19 protein-coding genes and 2 pseudogenes are annotated in these 21,029 nt (G+C 69.7%); 11 read left to right on the forward strand and 10 right to left on the reverse strand.

Annotated elements, in window-relative coordinates:
• A pseudogene (locus tag C1I98_RS41385) lies at positions 1-782 on the forward strand (hypothetical protein); the annotation flags it as partial.
• A gap of 123 nt (positions 783-905) precedes the next feature.
• Positions 906-2,237 (forward strand): hypothetical protein, encoded by a 1,332-nt coding sequence (locus C1I98_RS14495; RefSeq protein WP_146607435.1) that lies wholly within the window; start codon positions 906-908, stop codon positions 2,235-2,237.
• 93 nt (positions 2,238-2,330) lie between these two features.
• Here the strand turns inward: C1I98_RS14495 and C1I98_RS14500 are convergent, their stop codons facing one another.
• The 7 genes from C1I98_RS14500 to C1I98_RS14530 all read right to left on the reverse strand — a co-directional run bounded on the left by C1I98_RS14500 (position 2,331) and on the right by C1I98_RS14530 (position 10,228).
• The gene (locus C1I98_RS14500) at positions 2,331-3,089 is read right to left on the reverse strand and encodes a succinate dehydrogenase/fumarate reductase iron-sulfur subunit (RefSeq protein WP_111167700.1); all 759 of its coding nucleotides are present in this window, start codon (positions 3,087-3,089) and stop codon (positions 2,331-2,333) included.
• On the reverse strand, positions 3,089-4,987 hold the full coding sequence (locus tag C1I98_RS14505; protein WP_199536952.1) for a fumarate reductase/succinate dehydrogenase flavoprotein subunit: 1,899 nt from the start codon (positions 4,985-4,987) through the stop codon (positions 3,089-3,091). The genes C1I98_RS14500 and C1I98_RS14505 overlap by 1 nt, the downstream gene beginning before the upstream one ends.
• A 38-nt stretch (positions 4,988-5,025) precedes the next feature.
• Positions 5,026-5,829, reverse strand: a complete 804-nt coding sequence (sdhC, locus tag C1I98_RS14510; protein WP_111167714.1) for a succinate dehydrogenase subunit SdhC — start codon at positions 5,827-5,829, stop codon at positions 5,026-5,028.
• A gap of 221 nt (positions 5,830-6,050) precedes the next feature.
• A complete protein-coding gene (locus tag C1I98_RS14515) occupies positions 6,051-6,500 on the reverse strand; it encodes a response regulator (RefSeq protein ID WP_111167701.1) in 450 nt (149 codons plus the stop codon).
• Positions 6,493-8,055 (reverse strand): sensor histidine kinase, encoded by a 1,563-nt coding sequence (locus C1I98_RS14520; RefSeq protein ID WP_111167702.1) that lies wholly within the window; start codon positions 8,053-8,055, stop codon positions 6,493-6,495. Before C1I98_RS14520 ends, C1I98_RS14515 begins: the two co-directional genes overlap by 8 nt.
• Positions 8,052-9,263, reverse strand: coding sequence for a PP2C family protein-serine/threonine phosphatase (locus C1I98_RS14525; RefSeq protein WP_233507867.1), 1,212 nt, complete (start codon positions 9,261-9,263; stop codon positions 8,052-8,054). Before C1I98_RS14525 ends, C1I98_RS14520 begins: the two co-directional genes overlap by 4 nt.
• 26 nt (positions 9,264-9,289) lie before the next feature.
• Positions 9,290-10,228 (reverse strand): LysR family transcriptional regulator, encoded by a 939-nt coding sequence (locus C1I98_RS14530; protein ID WP_111167716.1) that lies wholly within the window; start codon positions 10,226-10,228, stop codon positions 9,290-9,292.
• Between the two features lie 177 nt (positions 10,229-10,405).
• Here C1I98_RS14530 and C1I98_RS14535 point away from each other — a divergent pair, with 177 nt between their 5' ends.
• The 3 genes from C1I98_RS14535 to C1I98_RS14545 are packed head-to-tail and all read left to right on the forward strand — an operon-like array spanning position 10,406 to position 13,823.
• On the forward strand, positions 10,406-11,170 hold the full coding sequence (locus C1I98_RS14535) for a succinate dehydrogenase cytochrome b subunit (RefSeq protein ID WP_267898047.1): 765 nt from the start codon (positions 10,406-10,408) through the stop codon (positions 11,168-11,170).
• Positions 11,167-13,092, forward strand: a complete 1,926-nt coding sequence (locus C1I98_RS14540; protein WP_111167704.1) for a fumarate reductase/succinate dehydrogenase flavoprotein subunit — start codon at positions 11,167-11,169, stop codon at positions 13,090-13,092. The genes C1I98_RS14535 and C1I98_RS14540 overlap by 4 nt, the downstream gene beginning before the upstream one ends.
• Positions 13,089-13,823, forward strand: a complete 735-nt coding sequence (locus tag C1I98_RS14545; RefSeq protein ID WP_111167705.1) for a succinate dehydrogenase/fumarate reductase iron-sulfur subunit — start codon at positions 13,089-13,091, stop codon at positions 13,821-13,823. Before C1I98_RS14540 ends, C1I98_RS14545 begins: the two co-directional genes overlap by 4 nt.
• Positions 13,824-13,869: 46 nt before the next feature.
• Here C1I98_RS14545 and C1I98_RS14550 read toward each other — a convergent pair whose 3' ends face one another.
• A complete protein-coding gene (locus C1I98_RS14550) occupies positions 13,870-14,445 on the reverse strand; it encodes an MFS transporter (protein ID WP_111167706.1) in 576 nt (191 codons plus the stop codon).
• 365 nt (positions 14,446-14,810) lie between these two features.
• Positions 14,811-15,059: pseudogene (locus tag C1I98_RS14555) on the reverse strand (VOC family protein); the annotation flags it as partial.
• Between the two features lie 1,034 nt (positions 15,060-16,093).
• Between C1I98_RS14555 and C1I98_RS14560 the strand changes: the two are divergent.
• From C1I98_RS14560 to C1I98_RS14580, 5 genes are all read left to right on the forward strand, one after another.
• Positions 16,094-16,474 carry a hypothetical protein gene (locus C1I98_RS14560; RefSeq protein ID WP_146607436.1) on the forward strand — a complete coding sequence of 127 codons (381 nt, stop codon included), beginning with the start codon at positions 16,094-16,096 and terminating at the stop codon, positions 16,472-16,474.
• A 10-nt stretch (positions 16,475-16,484) separates the two neighbouring features.
• Positions 16,485-17,291 carry a hypothetical protein gene (locus C1I98_RS14565; protein WP_146607437.1) on the forward strand — a complete coding sequence of 269 codons (807 nt, stop codon included), beginning with the start codon at positions 16,485-16,487 and terminating at the stop codon, positions 17,289-17,291.
• Entirely contained in the window at positions 17,267-18,055 is a 789-nt protein-coding gene (locus C1I98_RS14570) for a hypothetical protein (RefSeq protein ID WP_146607438.1), read from the forward strand. Before C1I98_RS14565 ends, C1I98_RS14570 begins: the two co-directional genes overlap by 25 nt.
• A gap of 170 nt (positions 18,056-18,225) precedes the next feature.
• On the forward strand, positions 18,226-19,062 hold the full coding sequence (locus C1I98_RS14575; RefSeq protein ID WP_111167710.1) for a helix-turn-helix domain-containing protein: 837 nt from the start codon (positions 18,226-18,228) through the stop codon (positions 19,060-19,062).
• Positions 19,063-19,285: 223 nt separating this feature from the next.
• A complete protein-coding gene (locus C1I98_RS14580) occupies positions 19,286-19,576 on the forward strand; it encodes a hypothetical protein (protein WP_111167711.1) in 291 nt (96 codons plus the stop codon).
• Between the two features lie 14 nt (positions 19,577-19,590).
• Here the strand turns inward: C1I98_RS14580 and C1I98_RS14585 are convergent, their stop codons facing one another.
• Positions 19,591-20,034, reverse strand: coding sequence for a carboxymuconolactone decarboxylase family protein (locus C1I98_RS14585; protein WP_233507868.1), 444 nt, complete (start codon positions 20,032-20,034; stop codon positions 19,591-19,593).
• 186 nt (positions 20,035-20,220) lie between these two features.
• On the opposite strand from C1I98_RS14585, the gene C1I98_RS14590 reads away from it, so the two are divergent.
• Positions 20,221-21,029 (forward strand): serine/threonine-protein kinase (locus C1I98_RS14590; protein ID WP_158558036.1); only part of this gene is annotated, 809 nt, incomplete at its 3' end.

The raw sequence follows: 21,029 nt of genomic DNA on the forward strand, positions 1-21,029 counted from the left end.
ATAAGAGACAGCGGGTCGAGTTGCGCGGCCCGGCGGCGGGTGCGCGGCTGAGCGTCGTCACCGATCCGCCCGGGGCCGCGATCGTCGACTGCCCCACCCGCACCACGGAGGGGGAGCCGGGGGAGTGCGCCTTCGGGGCCATCCCCGAGTCCCGCCACGCCGACGTGTGGGTGCGATCCGCGGAGCCCGGCGAGATCCGCCTCACCGCACGGGCCGACACCCTCCTGTACGACGGCCGCTGGACGGCCCGCAGCGCCACCGTGGTCCTCAGCGAGGCAGGAGCCCACCTTGTCGCCGGGGCCTCCGGGCAGGGCGATCCCGACCGGCTGATCGAGCGTGTCTGGACTCCGGCCGTCGTACCCGCAGAGCCCTCGGAAAATACGCGCAATGGGGAAGTAAGGGCCGAACCGAATTCCACGCAGAGCCGCAAACCTGACGACAAAAGTCATGACAAGCCTGACGGCAAAGCAGCCGAAAAGCGGCCCGGTGCCGCGGAGCCCGCCACCCCACCGGTTCAGGCCCCGCCGTCGGCCGATCCGGTGCCGGTGCAGGAGCCGCCGCAGATGCCGGTGGTCGCCGACGCGCCCGATCCCGCGCCGGTCCCGCCGCCGCTGCCGATGCGGCTGACCACGGTGGCCTCGGCGGCGAAGAGCGACGACGCCACCCGCCCTGAGCTGCGCGGACTGCCCGCCGTACTGGCCGCGGTGGGCGTGCTGCTCGGGCTGTTGTGGGCGCTGCCGGCGGTAAGAGACCGTGGCAGGGGGCGTGGCGAGCCGGATTGACGGCCGCCATTGTGCGGCCCGCCGGTCGGATCGGCGGCAAAGCGGTGTTGCCCGCACTGGTTTGCTGTTAGTTTTACCCATCTAGGGTTTTCCTTGACTTGGAAGTGTTCGGGGAGGACACGGGTGTCGCGACAAGGGCGAGCCAAGGCCGTGTCCGTGCTGGTCGTCACGATCGGCCTGTGCGGTGCCGGAGTGCTGGCGGCGGCTCCGCTGATCGGTTCGAGCGCGGCCGCCGACGCGGGCAGTACGCGAGCGGTGGTCGCCGCCTCGCCGACGAAACCGGAGCCGCCCGAAAACGCGGGCCCCGAGGTCCCCGAAAACTCCGATCTTGAGCCGGAGGTGACGGTCACCGTCACCGTCACCCCGGAGGACACCGACCCGGTCGAGGTCACCGAGACGGTCACGGTCACCCCGAAGAAGCCGAAGAAGCCCAAGCCCACCAAACCGGTCAAGACGCCGCCGCCCGCGCCCGACCCGACCACTGCCGCGCCGCAGCCGCAACCGCTGCCCAGCCAGGAAATCCCGGAGATCCCCGCCAATACGGCGACCGCCGACGTGCCCGACCCGTCGGTGGGGCAGTACTTCTCACTGCCCGCCGCCACGGCCACCCCGCTCAACACCCCGCCGTCCACCCCGGCGCCGATGGTGTCGCAGGCACAGACCACCGAGGCGATCGCGGTCGAGTTGCACGAGGGCACCCCGGAGACGGACCGGGTCAGGCTGAGTCGCCAGCTCGGCATCCCGGCGCTGGTCCTGACCTTGCTCGCGCTGTTCGCGGTGCTGTTCTACGAGAAGAAGCTGCGCCGCATGGCGCACGCCGCGGCCGTCCGCACGGCGGGCCCCGGCGTGGCCGGTGACCCGGCGGCCTACCCCGGCTATCCGGGCTACCCGGCGGGTCCGGGCTATGTCGCCAACTACGTCCCCGGCGGCTACCCGGCCGGCCCGGCCTACACGACCGTAGTGAGCTTCGTGCCGGTGCCGCAGCAGCCCGTCCCGCCGTACGGCCAGCAGCCCGTGCTCCAGTTGCACCCCGAGGCCGACGCCGGGCAGGCCAAGCCCGCCGACAAGCCCGCCGACAAGCCCGCCGACGAGCTTCCGTCCGACCCGTCGGCCGGGGCGGTGCGCGGCCCGCACGACCGTGGCGGCTTCGACGACTTCAAGGAGCCGGGCGAGGGCGGCAAGAGCGCGTCCACCTGGTTCTCCCCGGGCTCCCTGGGCTCCCCGGGCTCCCCGGCCGAGCAGGACTCCGCGCTCCCGCCGTACCGCCTGCCCGCGGACACCCCGCGCTACGGCCCCGAGCCGCCCCCCACGACGCCCGACACGACGGCCGTCTACGTCATGCCCGAGCTCCCCGAGCAGGACGACGACGCCAAGCCCCCCGCCTCCAAGCCCGAGATCCAGGAGGGCCCGGGCGGTGCCCCCAAACGCGGCCTCTTCAAGCGCCGCAAGCCGTAACCTCGCAGCGCACACGCAGCGGCACACACAAAGCAGCGCACGCAAAAGGGGCGGTCCCCCCCAACGGTGGCACCGCCCTTTTGAATGCCCGCCCTACTTGGCGGCGGAGCGTTTGAAGATCTTGTTGCCGAGCCAGACCAGGGGGTCGTAGCGGCGGTCGACGACGCGTTCCTTCATGGGGATCAGCGCGTTGTCGGTGATCTTGATGTGTTCCGGGCAGACCTCGGTGCAGCACTTGGTGATGTTGCAGTAGCCGAGCCCGTGCTCGTCCTGGGCGGAGTCCTGGCGGTCGGCGACGTCGTAGGGGTGCATGTCGAGTTCGGCGATCTGCATCAGGAAGCGCGGGCCGGCGAACGCCTGCTTGTTCTCGTCGTGGTCACGGATGACGTGGCAGACGTTGTTGCACATGAAGCACTCGATGCACTTGCGGAACTCCTGGGACCGCTCGACGTCGATCTGCTTCATCCGGTACTCGCCGGGCCGGACGTCCGACGGCGGGGTGAAGGACGGGATCTCCCTGGCCTTCTGGTAGTTGAAGGACACGTCGGTGACCAGGTCCTTGATCACCGGGAAGGTGCGCATCGGGGTGACCGTGATGACCTCGTCCTCCCCGAAGGTGGACATCCGGGTCATACAGCCCAGCTTGGGCTTGCCGTTGATCTCCATGGAACACGAGCCGCACTTGCCCGCCTTGCAGTTCCAGCGGACCGCGAGGTCGGGCGCCTGGGTGGCCTGGAGGCGGTGGATGATGTCGAGGACGACCTCGCCCTCGTTCACCTCGACGGTGAAGTCCTCCAGCCGGCCTTCGCCGCCCTCACCGCGCCAGATGCGGAACTTGGCCTTGTAGCTCATCATGACTCCTTGACCGCGAGGTCGTACTCGGCCATCTCTTCGTCCGTGAGGTACTTGCTCAGCTCCCCGCGCTCGAAGAGGGTGATCAGGTCCGCCCGCATGGACGGTTGGACCTGCTCCTGGACGTTCACCGACGTGCCGTCCGGCGCCGCCGTGCAGACCAGCAGCCGGCGCCGCCAGTCGGCGGTCATGTCCGGGTAGTCGTCGCGGGTGTGGCCGCCGCGGCTCTCCTGGCGGGCCAGTGCGGCCCGCGCCACGCACTCGCTGACCAGCAGCATGTTGCGCAGGTCCAGGCACAGGTGCCAGCCGGGGTTGTAGATGCGGCTGCCCGCCGCGCCGACGCCCTTGGCGCGCTCGCGCAGCTTCTCCACCGCCTCCAGGGCCTCGGCCATCTCCCCGGCCCTGCGGATGATCCCGACCAGCTCGTTCATCGTCCGCTGGAGCTCGTGGTGGACCTCGTAGGGGTTCTCGCCGGGGCGTTCGAGCGGGGCCAGCACCTCGGCCTGGGCCTCGGCCACCGCGTCGTCCGGTACGGCCGGCCGCCGCTCAAGGCCGTCGATGTAGGCGGCGGCTCCGGCGCCCGCGCGGCGGCCGAAGACCAGCAGGTCCGACAGCGAGTTGCCGCCGAGCCGGTTGGAGCCGTGCATGCCGCCGGACACCTCGCCCGCCGCGAACAGCCCCGGCACGGAGGCCGCCGCGGTGTCGGCGTCCACCTCCACGCCGCCCATCACGTAGTGGCACGTCGGCCCCACCTGCATGGGCTCGGCGGTGATGTCGACGTCGGCCAGCTCCTTGAACTGGTGGTGCATCGACGGCAGCCGGCGGCGGATCTCCTCGGCGGGCAGCCGGCTGGAGACGTCCAGGAACACGCCGCCCTGCGGTGAGCCGCGCCCGGCCTTGACCTCGGAGTTGATCGCCCTGGCCACCTCGTCGCGGGGCAGCAGCTCGGGCGGGCGGCGGTTGCCGGCCTGGTCGGTGTACCAGCGGTCGGCCTCCTCCTCGGTGGTGGCGTACTTGTCCTTGAACACCTCGGGGATGTAGTCGAACATGAACCGCTTGCCCTCGGAGTTGCGCAGCACCCCGCCGTCGCCGCGGACCGACTCGGTGACCAGGATGCCGCGCACCGAGGGCGGCCAGACCATGCCGGTCGGGTGGAACTGGATGAACTCCATGTTGATCAGCCTGGCCCCGGCCAGCAGCGCCAGCGCGTGCCCGTCGCCGGTGTACTCCCAGGAGTTGGAGGTCACCACGTAGGACTTGCCGATGCCGCCGGTGGCCAGCACCACCGCGGGGGCCTCGATCAGCATCAGCCGGCCGGTCTCGCGCCGGTAGCCGAAGGTCCCGGCGATGGCGCCGGCGTCGTCCTTGAGCAGGCGGGTGACCGTGCACTCGGCGAACACCTTGATGTAGGCCTCGTAGTCGCCGTGGACGGCGTAGTCCTCCTGCTGGAGGGCGACGACCCGCTGTTGCAGGGTGCGGATCATCTCCAGGCCGGTACGGTCGCCGACGTGGGCCAGCCGCGGGTACTCGTGCCCGCCGAAGTTACGCTGGCTGATCTTGCCGTCCTTGGTCCGGTCGAACAGCGCGCCCCACGCCTCCAGCTCCCACACCCGGTCGGGGGCCTCCTTGGCGTGCAGCTCGGCCATCCGCCAGTTGTTCAGGAACTTGCCGCCGCGCATGGTGTCGCGGAAGTGGACCTGCCAGTTGTCGGCCGGGTTGACGTTGCCCATGGCGGCCGCCGCACCGCCCTCGGCCATGACGGTGTGCGCCTTGCCGAACAGCGACTTGCACACGATGGCGGTCTTCTTGCCCTGCTGGCGCGCCTCGATGGCGGCCCGCAGCCCCGCTCCGCCGGCGCCGATGACGACGACGTCGAATTCGTGACGTTCGATATCCATGATCTGGGCTTCCTTAACGGGCTTCCTGAGCAGGCTTCCTAGAAGAACGTGATGTCGGTGACGATGCCCTTCGCCACGAGCCGTACGTAGAGGTCGGCGAACAGCACGGTGTACATCGACACCCAGGCCAGCAGCATGTGCCGGGCGTTCAGCTTGGAGACCAGGCCCCAGAACCGGTACCGCAGCGGGTGGCGGGAGAAGTGGTTGAGCCGTCCGGCGACGATGTGCCGGCAGGAGTGACAGGACAGTGTGTAGGCCGAGATGAGGACCGCGTTGACCGCGAGGATCACCGTCCCCACGCCCATGTGCCCCCATTCGCCGTCCGTGTTGCGGAAGGCCACGATGGCCTCGTAGGTGAGGACCGCGGAGATCAGGACCGAGCCGTAGAAGAAGTAGCGGTGGACGTTCTGCAGGATCAGCGGCAGCCGGGTCTCACCGGTGTACTTCCCGTGCGGCTCGGCGACCGAGCAGGCGGGCGGTGACAGCCAGAACGAGCGGTAGTAGGACTTGCGGTAGTAGTAGCAGGTCAACCGGAACCCACCGGGCAGTCCCAGTACGAGGACACCTGGTGGCAGCGGGAACCAGTCGCCGATCGGTGCGAACCCGAACACCCGCGCGCCCTCCGGGCACACCTCCAGCAAACAGGGTGCGGAGAACGGGGCGACGTACGGCGCGATGTAGTAGCTGGGGTCGAACATCGCCCAGAAGCCGTACACGAGGAAGGACGCGAGGGCGGCGAAGGTGAGCACTGGGGCCAGCCACCATCGGTCCGTGCGCAGCGTGCGCGCCTTGAGCTGCGCGCGTTGTCTCCTGGCCGGGCTCTCGGCCGTTGTCTGGGTCATCAGTGACCTCTCCATGTCCCGCGGACCTCGCCGGCGGGGTCCGGGTCTCGTTCGTTCGTGCGCGCACGACTCGTGGCAGGGACAAGGCACACGCAGCGGCACGCCTTGGTGGCAGATACGTTACGACCACCAGATCAGCTTGTGTGAGCCGGGTCACTCACTTTTTCGCGGTCCTGGTGTGATTCCTGTCACGTAGCCGGTCAATGATCCCGTCTGAAGTGTCAGGAGTGGAGTCCGGGACGGGCGAGTTTCCCCACTGTTACGAAAAAGTCGTCGATCTGCCGCACTACCTGGATAAATCGCGCAAAGTCCACTGGCTTGGACACGTATGCGTTTGCATGCAGATGGTAGCTCCGTAGGATGTCCTCCTCCGCCTCGGATGTGGTCAGTACCACAATCGGGATGCTGCGCAGCTCGGTGTCCTGCTTGACGACGGCGAGCACCTCGTGCCCGTCCATGCGGGGCAGGTTGAGGTCGAGCAGCACCAGGTCGGGACGCGGGGCGTCGGCGTAGGGGCCCTCCCGGCGCATGAAGGCCACGGCGTCCTCGCCGTCCTCCACCACGTGCAGCCGGTTCCGCAGCTTGTTGTAGTCGAACGCCTCCCTGGTCAGCAGCACATCGCCGGGGTCGTCCTCGACCAGCAGGACCTCGATCGGGTAGAAGTCAGCCATCGTCGGCTCCTGATCCGGGGAGAGGGTCGCCCGGTGGGTCCGCGCGAACGGTCCACCGGAACGTCGTGCCGGGGGTCTCCGTGTCTCCGTGCTCTACCCAGATCCGGCCGCTCAGATACTCGACGATCTTCTTGGCCATCGCCAGGCCGATGCCCGTGCCCGGATACGCCTCGCGTGAGTGCAGCCGCTGGAAGATCAGGAAGATCCGGTCGGTGTGCCGGGGATCGATCCCGATCCCGTTGTCGGAGCAGGAGAACACCCACATCTCCCCGTCGCGCACGGCGCTGATCCGGATGTGCGGCCGCTCGGCCGAGCGGAACTTCACCGCATTGCTCAGCACATTCTGCCAGAGCCTGGCGAGCAGCGGCCCGCTCGCGTAGACGCGCGGCAGCGCGCCGTACTCGATCCGCGCCTCCGACTCCTCGACCGCGGCGGCCAGGTCGCGCAGCGCGGACCGCAGGGCCTCGCCGGAGTCGGTCATCTCCAGGGCGCCGCCGGCCTTGCCGACGCGGGAGAAGTCGAGCAGGTCGTTGATCAGCTTCTGCATGCGCTTGGCGCCGTCCACGGCGTAGGCGATGTACTGCCGGGCCCGGTCGTCCAGGTCGGCCGCGTAGCGCTGTTCCAGCATCTGGGTGAAGCCGGCCACCTTGCGCAGCGGCTCCTGAAGGTCGTGGCTCGCCACGTAGGCGAACTGCTCCAGCTCGCCGTTGGACCTGCGCAGCTCGGCGGCCTGGTCCTCCAGCCTGCGCCGGGCGTCCTGCGCGATGCGCCACTCGGCCAGGATGCGCTCGCGCATGTCGTCCACGTCGGCGGCGAGCGCGGCCAGCTCGGCCGGGCCGCGGACCCGCACCCGGTGGTCGAAGTCGCCGGAGGCGACCGTGCCGACCTGCGCCGCCAGGTCGTTGACCGGCCGCAGCACCGCCATGCGCAACACCACGGCCAGCCCGGCGAGCGCGGCCACCAGCAGGCCCGTCCAGATCGCGAGCGCCACGTAGACCTTGCCGGCGCCGTCATTGACCGCCGCCCCGCCCGTCCGGTGAACGTCGGCCAGCCGCTGCCGCAGCGCGGTCAGCTCGGTGTGGACCGCGGCCTGCCGTACCTCGCCCGCGCGCTCGTCGCCGGACGCGCCCGCGGCGACCGGGTCGGCGTACTCGGCCCGCCACCGCTCGGAGGCCGCGCCGAGGCGGGCGAGCACCGCGGTCACCGGCTCGCCGAACTCCTGCCCGGCCACCAGCCGGGCGATCTCGCCGGAGGCGGCGCGCTCGGCGGCCATCGCCGCCCGGTAGGCGGTGAGGTGCCCCGCGTCCGGCTCGGCGCGGTGGGCCGCGATGGCGGCCCGCTGCGCGCCCTGCGCGGTGGCGAGGTCCATCGTGCGCAGGATCGCCGGGTCGATCACGTCCAGGATCGTGTGCCTGGCCTGGCGTCCGTCGCCGAGCGCGATAGAGGTGAGCGCCGCCCCCGCCACCAGCAGCACCCCCATGAGCGCGGCGGTGAGCAGCAGCAGCCGCCCGATCGTGTGTCCGGCGAGCCGGCCGGCCGGTGAGCGGGCGGTCATCGTTCCGCCGGAGGGCGGCGGACCAGCACCAGCGCCAGATCGTCACTGAGGGCGTACTTGTGCCGCCCGGTGACCTCGCCGACGATCCGGTCCAGGTCGAACCCGCCGTGCTCGCGGACCACCCGCAACAGCCCCTCCAGGCCGAGCAGCGCGCCGCCCACCGACGCCTCGATCAGCCCGTCGGTGTAGAGCAGCATCGCCCACTCCGCGCCCAGCGCCACCTCGATCGCGGGCCACTCGGTGTCGGGGAAGATCCCGAGCGGCGGCCCGGACGGCGTGCCGGCCACGAATTCGATCGACCCGCCGCGCAGCACCAGCGGCGGCGGATGCCCGGCCACCCACATCTGCGCGGAGTCCAGGGCCGGGGCGATGGTCACCACGCAGACGGTGGTGAAGATCTCCGGGGCGTTGCGCTCCTGGCGCAGCAGCGCGTCCAGAATGCGCAGCATGCCGCTACCGGTGTGCCCGGCCAGCACCAGCGTGCGCCAGGCGATCCGCAGCGCCACGCCGAGCGCCGCCTCGTCCGGGCCGTGCCCGCTGACGTCGCCGATCAGGATGTTGACCGCGCCGTCCACGCTCTGCACGGTGTCGTAGAAGTCGCCGGCCAGCAGGGCCTCCTGCCGTCCGGGCAGGTAGCGGGTCTGGTGGTCCAGCTCGCCGGTGCGCAGCAGCGCCACCGGCAGCAGCCCGTGTTCCAGCCGGGCGTTCTCCTCGGCCACCCGCTCGGCCTCGCGCAGCCGCTGGGTGGTCAGCACGGCGTGTTTGCGCTCCACCGCGTAGCGGACGGCCCGGTCCAGAGTGCGGGTGTCCACCTGGCCCTTGACCAGGTAGTCCTGGGCGCCGGCGGCCACCGCGGCGGCGCCCGCCGAGGCGTCGTCGAGCCCGGTCAGCACCAGCACGGCCGCGTACGGGGCGTCGGCGATGACCTGCTGCGGCGCCTCAAGGCCGGTCGCGTCGGGCATGGACAGATCGACCAGCACGCAGTGGATCTCGGGGGAGAGCCTGCTCAGGCCGTCGGCCAGGGTCTGGGCCCAGAGGATCTTGGGCGGTGTGCGGGTGGCGCCCAGCAGTTCCTGGACCAGGTACGCGTCCGCCGGGTCGTCCTCGATCAGTAGCAGCGTGAGCGGGTCTGGTTCCTCCTTCTGTGGGCTGATATGCCGTTCGGGTGGCTCGCCTGCGGCGGCCGTACCGGGGGGCAGCGAGATCACGGACACCTCGTGGGTTCGGGACCGGCCTATGCCAACCGGCCGGCCAACTCAACTCCCTGGGGAAGGCTGCCGTCCTGCGCGGCCTCGGTGAGGAACCGGAGCAGCGTCGCGCGAAACGCCTGCGCGGCGCGGATCGGTTCGACGTCCTTGCGATGAGAGAGCGCGATGGTGCGGTGCAGGCCCGGCGGCACCAGCGGGGTGCCGGTGAGCCCGGGGCGGGCGTCCAGCACCATCGAGGGCACCACCGCGATGCCCAGCCCCGCCTCGACGAACCTGAGCACGGCGTCCATCTCACCGCCTTCGACGGAGAACCGGGGCTCGAAACCCGCCTGCCTGCACGCGCTGAGCGTCGCTTCCCGAAGGTCGTAGCCGCGCCGGAACATCACCATCGGCCGGCCGCGGAGATCTTCGATCCGCAGGTGGTGCCTGCGCGACGGCGGGGCGTGCGACGGAGAGGCCACCACCAGATTTTCGCTGAGGATTTCCTCGGTGACCAGAGACGGGTCGCTGCTGTGCAGCGGGAGGATGATCAATGCCAGGTCGAGCTGGCCCCTGGCGAGGTCCCTCACCAGGTCGCGCGAGCCGCCCTCCTCCACCAGCAGCTCGACGCCGGGATAGTCGATGTGGAATCTGGCCAGGGCGTCGGCCAGCAGCCCCGCGCACAGTGACGGCGTGGCGCCCAGGCGTACCCGCCCGCGGCGCAGGCCGGCCAGCTCGGCGACCTCGCGGCGGGCGGTGTCGGCGTCGGCCAGCATGCGGCGGGCCAGCGGCAGCAGCGCCTCGCCCGCGGGGGTCAGCGTGACGTTGCCGCGGGCGCGGTTGAGCAGCGGCGCGCCCAGCTCCTCCTCCAGCGCCCGCACCTGCTTGCTCAGCGACGGCTGGGCCACGCGCATGCGCTCGGCGGCATGCGTGAAATGCCTGGCCTCCGCCACGGCCACGAAGTAGGCGAGCTGTTGAAGCTGCACGTTCAATAGCGTAGGGCTATCGATTCGGGCGGCTTCATGCGGTGTGAGTTTGGTCGCAGTACGCCTGCCTGCGCGCACCGCCACCCGCGCGGACGCAGAGTGAATAGCTGCTGGCTATGGAAACCAGGCAGTTGCCGACTTGGACGCCCAGCACGGGTGATTCGTAACGTCGATGCCGTGACAGCCACGATCGAGCGCGGTGCGGCCACCGCGCCAGTCGCCTCCCACGAGCAGCCCCGGCCGCCGACGGCCGCTCGGAACCACAAGGGCGGGTTCTTCCGCTCCTCCAACGGCAAGAAGGTCGTGATGGCGGTCACCGGCGCCGTCATGGTGCTCTACCTGATCGCGCACATGGCCGGGAACCTGAAGATCTTCTTCGGGGCGGCCGACTTCAACGAGTACGCGGCCTTCCTGCGCGAGATAGGCCATCCGCTGGTGCCGCACCGTACCGTGCTCACCCTGGTCGAGGTGGTCCTGTCGGTGTCGGTCGTGCTGCACATGTGGTCGGCGGTGTCGCTGGCCAGGCGGGCCGCCAAGGCCAGGCCGGTCAAGTACGCGGCCCGGCCGAAGTCGCAGGCGTCCGGGTACGCCGTCAAGACCATGCGCTACGGCGGCGTCATCATCCTGCTGTTCATCATCTGGCACCTGCTGGACCTGACCTTCGCCGCGGTGAACCCCGCCGGTCCGAACGGCGAGCCGTACCAGCGCATGGTCGAGGGCTTCGCGCCCGGACGCTGGCCGGTCACCCTGTTCTACGTGGTCGCGCTGCTGCTGGTCGGCCTGCACCTGCGGCACGGCCTGTGGAGCGCCTTCCAGACGCTGGGTCTGGCCGGGGGGCGCAGGGAGCGCCCGGTGAAGCTGGCCGCCGCCGGCCTGTCGGCGCTGCTGGTGCTCGGCTTCCTCTCCGTCCCGCTGTCGATCACGATCGGACTGGTCAAGTGACCCACACCGTCGGCGAGCCCATCCGGGACACCAAGACACCCGAGGGGCCGATCGAGGAACGCTGGAGCAAGCGGCGTTTCTCCGCCAAACTCGTCAACCCCGCCAACAAGCGCAAGCTGCACGTCATCGTGGTCGGCACCGGCCTGGCCGGCGGCTCGGCCGCCGCGACGCTGGGCGAACTGGGCTACAAGGTCACGTCCTTCTGTTACCAGGACTCGCCGCGCCGGGCGCACTCGATCGCCGCGCAGGGCGGGATCAACGCCGCGAAGAACTACCGGGGCGACGGCGACAGCATCTACCGGCTGTTCTACGACACGGTCAAGGGCGGCGACTTCCGGGCCCGCGAGTCGAACGTCTACCGGCTGGCCGAGGTCAGCGTGAACATCATCGACCAGGCGGTCGCGCAGGGGGTGCCGTTCGCCCGGGAGTACGGCGGGCTGCTCGACACCCGCTCCTTCGGCGGCGCCCAGGTCTCGCGTACCTTCTACGCGCGCGGCCAGACCGGCCAGCAGTTGCTGCTCGGCGCCTACCAGGCGCTGGAGCGCCAGATCGCGGCGGGCACGGTGACCATGCACGCGCGGCACGAGATGCTGGACCTGATCGTGTCGGACGGCCGCGCCCGGGGCGTGGTGGTCAGGGACATGGTGACCGGCGAGATCGAGACGCACCTGGCGGACGCGGTGGTCCTGGCCACCGGCGGCTACGGAAACGTGTTCTTCCTGTCCACCAACGCCAAGGGCTGCAACACGACGGCGATCTGGCGGGCGCACCAACGCGGGGCCTACTTCGGCAACCCCTGCTACACGCAGATCCACCCGACGTGCATCCCGGTCAGTGGGGAGTACCAGTCCAAGCTGACGCTGATGTCGGAGTCGCTGCGCAACGACGGCCGGGTGTGGGTGCCGGTCAAGGCCGGCGACACGCGGGAGCCGGGGGACATCCCCGAGGCCGAGCGCGACTACTACCTTGAGCGGATTTATCCGGCCTTCGGAAACCTCGTCCCCCGGGACATCGCCTCCCGCGCCGCCAAGAACGTCTGCGACGAGGGCCGCGGCGTCGGCCCCGGCGGACTCGGCGTGTACCTGGACTTCGCCGACGCCATCGCCCGGCTGGGCCGCGACGCGGTGGAGAAGAAGTACGGGAACCTGTTCGAGATGTACGAGCGCATCACCGGCGAGGACCCCTACAGCCGGCCGATGCGGATCTACCCCGCCGTCCACTACACGATGGGCGGGCTGTGGGTGGACTACGACCTCCAGTCCACGATCCCGGGCCTGTTCGTGGTCGGCGAGGCCAACTTCTCCGACCACGGGGCCAACCGGCTGGGCGCGTCCGCGCTGATGCAGGGACTCGCCGACGGATACTTCGTGCTGCCCACCACGCTCGGCGACTACCTGGCGGGCGGGCCGTACGGGGAGGTGGACCAGGAGGCCGTGGCCGAGGCCGAGAACGGGGTCCGCAACAAGATCCAGAAGCTGCTGTCGGTGAACGGCACGCGCACCGCCGACTCCTACCACCGCGAGCTGGGCAAGCTCATGTGGGACTACTGCGGCATGGAACGCACCGAAGAGTCGCTGCGCAAGGCGCTGGCGCGGATTCCGGAGCTGCGGGCGGAGTTCTGGCAGAACGTCAAGGTGTCCGGGCAGGCCGAGGAACTGAACCAGGCACTGGAACGTGCCGGGCGGGTCGCCGACTTCTTCGACCTGGCCGAACTGATGTGCATCGACGCCCTGCATCGCAGCGAGTCCTGCGGCGGGCACTTCCGCGCCGAGTCCCAGGACGCGGACGGTGAGGCGCTGCGCGACGACGAGGACTTCGCGTACGTCGCGGCCTGGGAGTACCGCCCCGAGGGCGGGCCGGTGCTGCACCGTGAAGACCTCAAGTACGAGTACGTGAAGATGACCCAGCGGAGCTACAAGTGAACCTGACCCTGAAGGTCTGGCGCCAGGACGGCCCCTCGGACCAGGGGCGGATGGTGACGTATGAGGTCAAGGACGTCTCTCCGGACATGTCGTTCCTGGAAATGCTCGACGTCCTGAACGAGCGGCTGATCCTGGAAGGCGGCGACCCGGTCGCGTTCGACCACGACTGCCGCGAGGGCATCTGCGGCATGTGCGGCATGGTCATCAACGGGGTCGCGCACGGGGAGCAGCGTGCCACGACGACCTGCCAGCTCCACATGCGGCACTTCAAGGACGGCGACACCGTCACCATCGAACCGTGGCGGGCCGCGCCGTTCCCGGTGGTGAAGGACCTGGTGGTGGACCGGTCCGCGTTCGACCGGATCATCCAGGCGGGCGGGTTCATCTCGGTGCCCGCGGGGTCGGCGCCGGACGCGCACGCGATCCCGGTCAAGAAGGACGACGCGGACTCGGCGTTCGACGCCGCCACCTGCATCGGCTGCGGCGCCTGCGTGGCGGCCTGTCCGAACGGCTCGGCCTCGCTGTTCACGGCGGCGAAGATCACCCACCTGGGGCTGCTGCCCCAGGGGCAGCCGGAACGCGACAAGCGGGCCAAGGCCATGGTCGACCAGATGGACCTGGAGGGCTTCGGGGGCTGCACGAACACGGGCGAATGCACGGCGGTCTGCCCGAAGGGCATTCCGCTGAGCACCATCGCCCAGATGAACCGCGACTACCTCAAGTCCAAGTAACCGGGGGGATCCGCGCGGGCCGGGCTTGTGCGGGTGTGCGGCGCGGTCAGGTGCCTTGCGGGGGCCTGTGCGGTGTGGGCGGGTGTCCCGCCAGTGCGCCGAGGACGGGCGGCAGGGCGCCGATCGCGAAGCAGGCGACCAGCGCCAGACGTTCGATGAGCAGCCCCGCGTAAGCGGAGCCGGCGGCGCTTCCGGTGTTGAACGCCGTGTTGACCCACGCACTGGCCTGTGTCTTGGCACCGGCGGCCGCCGCTTCGTCCGCCAGCATGTAGGCCGTGGTCAGGGCAGGGGCCAAGAACAACCCGGCGATGCCGCCCAGCACCGACAGTACGCCGATGTCCGGGGCGAATCCGGCGGCGGCCAGAGACAGCGCCAACCCCGTGGCCAGTAAGGGCAGCCGGCTTTCCAGCTTGAGCCGCCATGACACGGCACCATAGGTCAGCCCGCCGACGGCGCTTCCGGCGGCGAGTGCGGCCTCGGCCCAGGCGACTGCCGCGAGTTGCGCGTGTCGCTCGGCGAACGCGACCATGAACAGGCTCAGCGACCCCAGGCACATGCCCACGCCGACGGTCACCAGCACGAACCGTCGCACGTCGGCGATGCCCGCGAACCGGACGCCCACCCGGCTCGGTGAACCGCCGGCCCGCCCCTCGCTACGACGCCGGCACGGCAAGGCCGGTGCGGTCGTCCGAAAGGCACGGGCGTATCGAGTGGACGAACGCCTGGCCGGATGCCATGAACGACGTGCGCGGGCCATGAATGCCACCTCGCCGATGACAGTCCTGAAGCCGCCGGTTTTGAGCCGGGACCTACAGCCGAGCGTGATGGGCTCGGCGAGGGCGGCCGGGCAGCCGGGACGTCGGCGCCGAGGGAGCCGATCGGCTTCTCCATCGACGCAAGCGCCGGACACGTCGAGGTCTTCTGGACGGGCGGTGCAGGAACCTCTTTTCTTCGGAGACCTCGACCTCTATCCGATCCTTTGGCCTGTCAGGCGCGATCGTGGAGGGTGATCTGGTAGCCGTCGGGGTCGGCGAAGGTGAATGTCCGGCCGAAGGGGCCGTCGATCGGTGCGGAGACGATGGTGTGACCGTCGGCGACCAGAGCATCGTGAATGGCTTGGACGTCTGTGGCGTGGAGCCAGATCGCGGCACCGATGCCGGGCCGAGCGGCGGATGCGAGCTCGGTGCCGGGAACGATGTCGCGGAGTGCGAACGCGATCGGCTTCGTCTCGAAGACCTCGTCACGCTCGGACAGGAGCGCGACAGAGCACGAAAATCCGTGCGGGCGACCTCGAAAGCCAACGGACCCCGGCTGACCACACCCCTCTTCTGCGATGAGTCACTTATCCGCGTGGCGCTGTTTCGCCGGGGGCTGCGAGCGCAGGTCAGGCAGGGCCCATGGGGAACGGCCATGGCGAAGGTGACCGGCGAGGAACAAACCGATCCCTTTGGGCGTGAAGTCGGCGGCATTGATGGCGGCGGGGGTGAGTTCGATGCCGTACAGCCGCGCCCCTTGGGCCCCGGAATTGCGATATGGGTCACGAACACGTACCCATCGAGATCCCCGGTCCGGTCGATGTGAATGAGCGGGCCGACCGTCACTTCGGTGCCGAACTGCTCCCGCAGCACACGACTCAGCGCATCCTCGAACGTCACCATTGAGGCGGCCTTGGAGGCATCGACCGCACCGCCGGGAAGGAAGTGCCGCCGGCGGTTGTCCGCCACGCCTTGTCCCTCCGCCAATCCAGCACCGACTACCGTGCCAGAAACCATGCAGAAAAAGAACGGGGGCGGCCATCGTTACTCCCAGCCATAAACTGCGGATATGAACGCCGCTGAGAAAGATGCCGTCCCGAGAAGGTGATCCCTTGATTAAGTGATACTGCTCACCGATCGGCCGAGCATGTAAAAATACCTGGTGCCGAAGCCGTTTTCGCTGCTAACGCGATGGCGTCCGGGCACTCTTGCCGGGCGGGGACGGCGGCCGTGGAGTGCGCGGGGGCCGCACCTGGAGCCGAGCGGCCCCGAGCTCGTCGCCGCCACGGTTGCGGCTCGCTCTCAATGGGGCTTCGGGTCGTCGCCGGAACACCCCCACGGAAAGGCCGCATCGATTTCGACCGCGAAGTCCAGGGCAATGGAGAGGTGGTCGGCCTGGCCTGTTATGTCCGATGAGGTGGCACCTGCCGTCGCCGGCATGTGCGATTCAATCCGGCTGCGGGAAAAACGATATGGCTACTGACTCCAGGTCCACCGGCCGGTACTGTCGGATGCATGACTGCGTTGGACGCCGCTCTGTGGGGATTCCTTGGCAGCGCTGTCGCGGAGGCGTTGACGCTGACCGCGTTGATGCGTCCCGCAGGGCGTCGCCGGACCTGGCGGTGGCCATGGGCCACGAAAGAAGACCGGCCGGCGGTCGTCTTCGCGGTGTGCTTACGCCTGTTCGCGGGTGGCGGGCTGGCCACGCCGCTCGGCGTTTCGGGGCAGATGCCCACGGAGTTCGGGTTGTTCGTTTGCGGGGCCGCCGCGCCGTTCATCGTCGCGCGTTTGTTTCAGCTCATTCCCGTTGGCGAGGCGCCCGCCACTCCCTCGGAAAGCGGTCAGTTGATGCAGGTGGAGCCCTTGAAATCGACCTCGCCGGAGCTTCGGAAGTGAGTGGGGTCCGATGCTGAGGGCCGACAGCAGAACAGGCCGCCTGGTCCGGGCGCTGGCCGCCGTTCCACCGGGTGTGGAGGAGCGCGACGGGCTGGCCGGGGCACTCGGCGGCGTACATCGGCATGGGCCCGACAGTGATTCCCAGGCGGATTCAGAGGAACCGAAAAAGCGGTCGTGGGGCGTGTGGGTGCCGTTGCTGGCGGGGGTGGCGGTCCTCGCGGTGGTGCTCTCCGGCGCCCTGATCGCCTCCCGGGGGCGGACGAGCCCGGATGTCGCCACCAACCCCCGGCCGGAGCCGCCGCCCGTGCAGGCGTCGGTGACCACGCCTCCGCCCCCGCTGACCGGTGATGATCGGCTGCTCTCGAAGCGCATCACCGGCTTCGGACCGGGACGCAAGACCATCACCTGGCTGCAGAACTGCGCCAAGGCGACCTGGCCCGAGGGGCAGGTTCGCGCGCGGTCGGTTCTCCGGTGTGAGGTGATCACCGGGCGGCCCGCCACGAGCGCGTACGCGATCACCTTTGCCGACTCCTCGGCTCTTGATGCCTTCCTGGCAGCCCAGTCCGCCGGGGTGGACGACTCGGGAAAGGGTGACTGCGCAAAGAAGGAGGGCTTCAATTCTCTGGTCGGCTGGACGAGCTCGGAGGGTGTTCCGATAGGGCGTCTCCTGTGCCGCAGGGCGGGGCCCGCCTACCGCCTGGCATGGTCCTTCGAGAACGACGCGTTCGTGGACGCCAACGGGGTGCCCTTCGCGATAATCGCCGACGGTCCCGACCCGGCGGCGCTGATCGAATGGTGGAAGAAGACCCCCGTTTAGCGTGGGTAGTTCCCGCAGGCAGGAGAAACGTCCACGACTACGTCTCCACGGAGGTCACCGACCCGGATCTCAAAGAGACGACGCGGGTCCTGCCGACCCCCGTCCATCTGGACGCCGCCACGCCTAAGAAACTCGACGACATGCCGGAGGCGGAGTCCGAGGCGTGGTTCCGGCGGAACGGGGTCGCCGAAGACGGCATCATCAAGGTCGTCCTACGCGGCAACAGCGACCACAAAGTACGGATCATCAACATGGCGGCGGTCGCCAAGTGCGGGCCGCCTCTCCACGGGACGCTCTTCTACAGAAGTGCCGGCGGGGCCGACGACGACATCATCAGGCGGGGATTCGACCTGGACTCCGCCGACCCCAGAGCGCAACTCCCGAAGGGCTGGGACCCGAGGGGAGACCATTTCACCCAGAAGACGATCTCCCTGGTCAGAAACGAGGACGTCACGCTCGTGCTGGTCCCCACCACGGCCGAGCACTTCTGTGAGTTCACGTTCAAGATGGACGTGCTCGTGAACGGCGTGCGGACCTCGATGAAGCTCGACAACAACCGGAAGCCGTTCCGGCTCACCTCACTGATCGAGAAAAGGGACAAGAAGAGGGACGATCTCACGCGGATCGACGTGACCGCTTATGACGTGCTGTACGTCTATGCCACGAATGACCTCGATCGCCGGCGTCCCGGCTGGAGCCGGTGGGACCCCGCCGCATACGAACGCGCGTACGATGACCACCTCTCGAAGCTGCGCGATGAGTGACCCCCGTCGTACCGGCCCACCCCGGCCAGGCCTTGACGCGGCACCGTTCCCCGAACAGGATCGGGGTGCCTGCCATTCGCGAATACAGGGAGAACTCGGAGCATGAGGCTGCGGTTTCCCATCGGCACCCCTGCCGACGACCATGACGCCGGCCGGTAGAGCCCTACGACGTGGCGCAGGTACAAGAGGCGCGTACGGCCATCGGGCGGCGGCTGCGCGAACTCCGGCAGGACGCCGGGCTCACCGGCACCGCGCTCGCCGAAGTGCTCGGCTGGCCGCAGTCCAAGGTCAGCAAGATCGAGAACGGGCGGCAGACGCCGACCCGGGCCGACATCGTGGCCTGGACCCGGGCGGCCGGGGAGGAGAAGGCGGCCGAGCCGATCCTCGCGCGGCTGGAAGTGCTGGAGACCATGTACGCCGAGTGGCGGCGACGGCTCGGTACCGGCACGTCGGCGCGGCAGCGGGCCAGCATCGCGCTGGAGGCCGCGGCGACGCACATCCGGGCGTTCGAGACCACCATCATCCCCGGCCTGCTCCAGACGCCGGACTACGCGCGTCACCTGCTCGCGCAGTCCATCGCGCGGCACGGCCTGCCCGACGACGTGGACGAGGGCGTACGCACGCGCATGCAGCGCCAGGAGATTCTGTATCGGCCGGGCAAGCGCTTGCATTTCGTGATGACGGAGGCCGTGCTGCACTATCGGCTGTGCCCGGCGGAGGCGATGGCCGGGCAACTCGACCGGCTGATGGCGCTGTGCGCGATGAGCACGATCCGCGTCGGCGTCATCGGTTTCGAGGTGGAGTTGAGCGAGTCGCCCAAGCACGGGTTCTGGGTTTTCGACGACCGGCGGGTGCTGATCGAGACGGTGGGCGCGGAACTGACCCTCACCCAGCCCCAGGAGATCACGCTGTACGGCCAGGTGTTCGACCAGTTGGCGGCCCACGCGAGCTACGGGCCCGAGGCGCGGCGGCTCATCGCCCGGGCGCTGGACGGCCTGCTCGGCTGAACAGAATTCTCGGGGGGCGTCATCGTGAGAATAATTTCGAATATGCGAGAATAATCGTTGCCGTGGATTAAGGCCGGAACCTACCGTCCCGAGTGTGCGTAATGACAGGTCCATCACGGGGGCGAGCGCGAGACCGTACGGCGGGCACGACACGCCGATGCCGGATACGCCCCCTCGGTATTCGCCGGGACACACCCCGCACGACCCGTTTTCAGGAGAACTCGTGGATGACATGACCGCCCGGGACCGTGCTCATCTCAAAGCACTCCGGAGCACCTTTTCCGACTGGCGCATCGAAATCGTGGACGGCTACTGGCACGCCGCCCGCCGTACGCCGCCGACTCCGCAGCACCGGGAACAAGGCGTCGCCTCCGTGCTGACCTGCGAGGGCCCGCTCGACCTGGCCGCCGCCCTGACCGGCCAGGTCGCGCGGACGGCCGCGGCACGGGCGCCGGAGATCCGGCACCCGTGCGCGACCGCGTGCCTGGAAGACCCCCCACCCGCGGCCAACTAGACAAGAAGCCTCCGTCACCCCCAGGTGCCCGCGACCTGCTTTGTGGTGACGTTCAGGCAGTTGAACAGGTTGGTGACGGCGATCATCATGGTGATGGACGCGATCTGCTTTTCGTCGTAGTGCTCGGTCATGGCGTTCCAGATCTCGTCCGGCACCGGATCGGCCTTGTCGCTCAGCCTTGTGGCGGCCTCGGCCAGTGCCAGAGCGGCCCGTTCGGCGTCGGTGAAGAACGGCGCTTCCCGCCACGCCGCGACGGCCCACAGGCGTTCGTCGGTCTCACCCGCCCGCTCGGCCTCCCGGGCGCCCAGGTGAACGCAGAAGCCGCAACCGTTGATCTGGCTCGCCCGCAGATGGACGAGTTCCAGGGTACGCTCGGGCGCCCCGCCCCGCCTGGCGCTCTTGAGCAGGTCCTGAACGGCGGTCAGGGCGCCGGGGAGAAGGGGCGCGGGGCTTTCCATACGTGGTCGCATCGGTGCCCGGCCTCTCGGATCGTCGCTGGCTTTCCCACCGATGACGGAGCGCGTGGCGAGAGTGTGACGACCTCCCCGCAGAAATCTATTCAGGCGGGCGTTGTATCGTGCCAATCCAGCGCTCCCGGCGGCAGAAGCTCGGAAGGACTTACGGTGCGGCTACGTCCTCTTCGATTGAACGACCCCCGCGAGGTGGCCGGTTACGCGCTGCAAGGGCTGATCGGCGAGGGCGGTCAGGGCACGGTGTTCCTGGGCGTCTCGCCGTCCGGCGAGCGGGCGGCGGTCAAGGTGCTGCACGCCGGCCTCGCCGACGATCACGACGCCAGACGCTACTTCGTGCGCGAGCTGACCGCGCTGCAACGGGTGGCGCCGTTCTGCACGGCCAGGGTGCTGACCGCGGACCCGACGGCCGACCCGCCGTACGTGGTCAGCGAGTACGTGGACGGGCCCTCCTTGCAGCAGGTGATCCGCGAGCAGGGGCCGCTGACCGGCCACGCGCTCGACCGGCTGGCCGTGGCGACCGTGACGGCGCTGGGCGCGGTCCACGCGGCGGGCGTCGTCCACCGGGACTTCAAGCCGGCCAACGTGCTGCTGGCCGCGGACGGCCCGCGAGTGATCGACTTCGGCATCGCCCGGCCGCTGGAGGCGACGGCGGCCACGGTCAGCCGGGTGGTGGGCACACCCGCGTACATGGCGCCGGAGCAGTTGGCGGGGCATGCGGCGGGGCCGCCGATGGACATGTTCGCGTGGGCGTGCACGATCGCGTTCGCGGCCAACGGACGCCCGCCGTTCGGCGTCGAGCCGCTGCCCGCGGTGATCAACCGCATTCTGCACGCCGAGCCCGACATCGGGCCGCTGAGCGGCAGCCTGCGCGACTTCGTGGTGGCCTGCCTGGCCAAGGACCCGGGCCCGCGCCCGACGGCCCGCCAGGTGCTGCTGGGCCTGATGGAGGACGGCCGGAGCACCCCGCCCCAGCCGGTACC

It is taken from the genome of Spongiactinospora gelatinilytica (genome assembly GCF_003236385.1).
Lineage (GTDB): Bacteria > Actinomycetota > Actinomycetes > Streptosporangiales > Streptosporangiaceae > Spongiactinospora > Spongiactinospora gelatinilytica.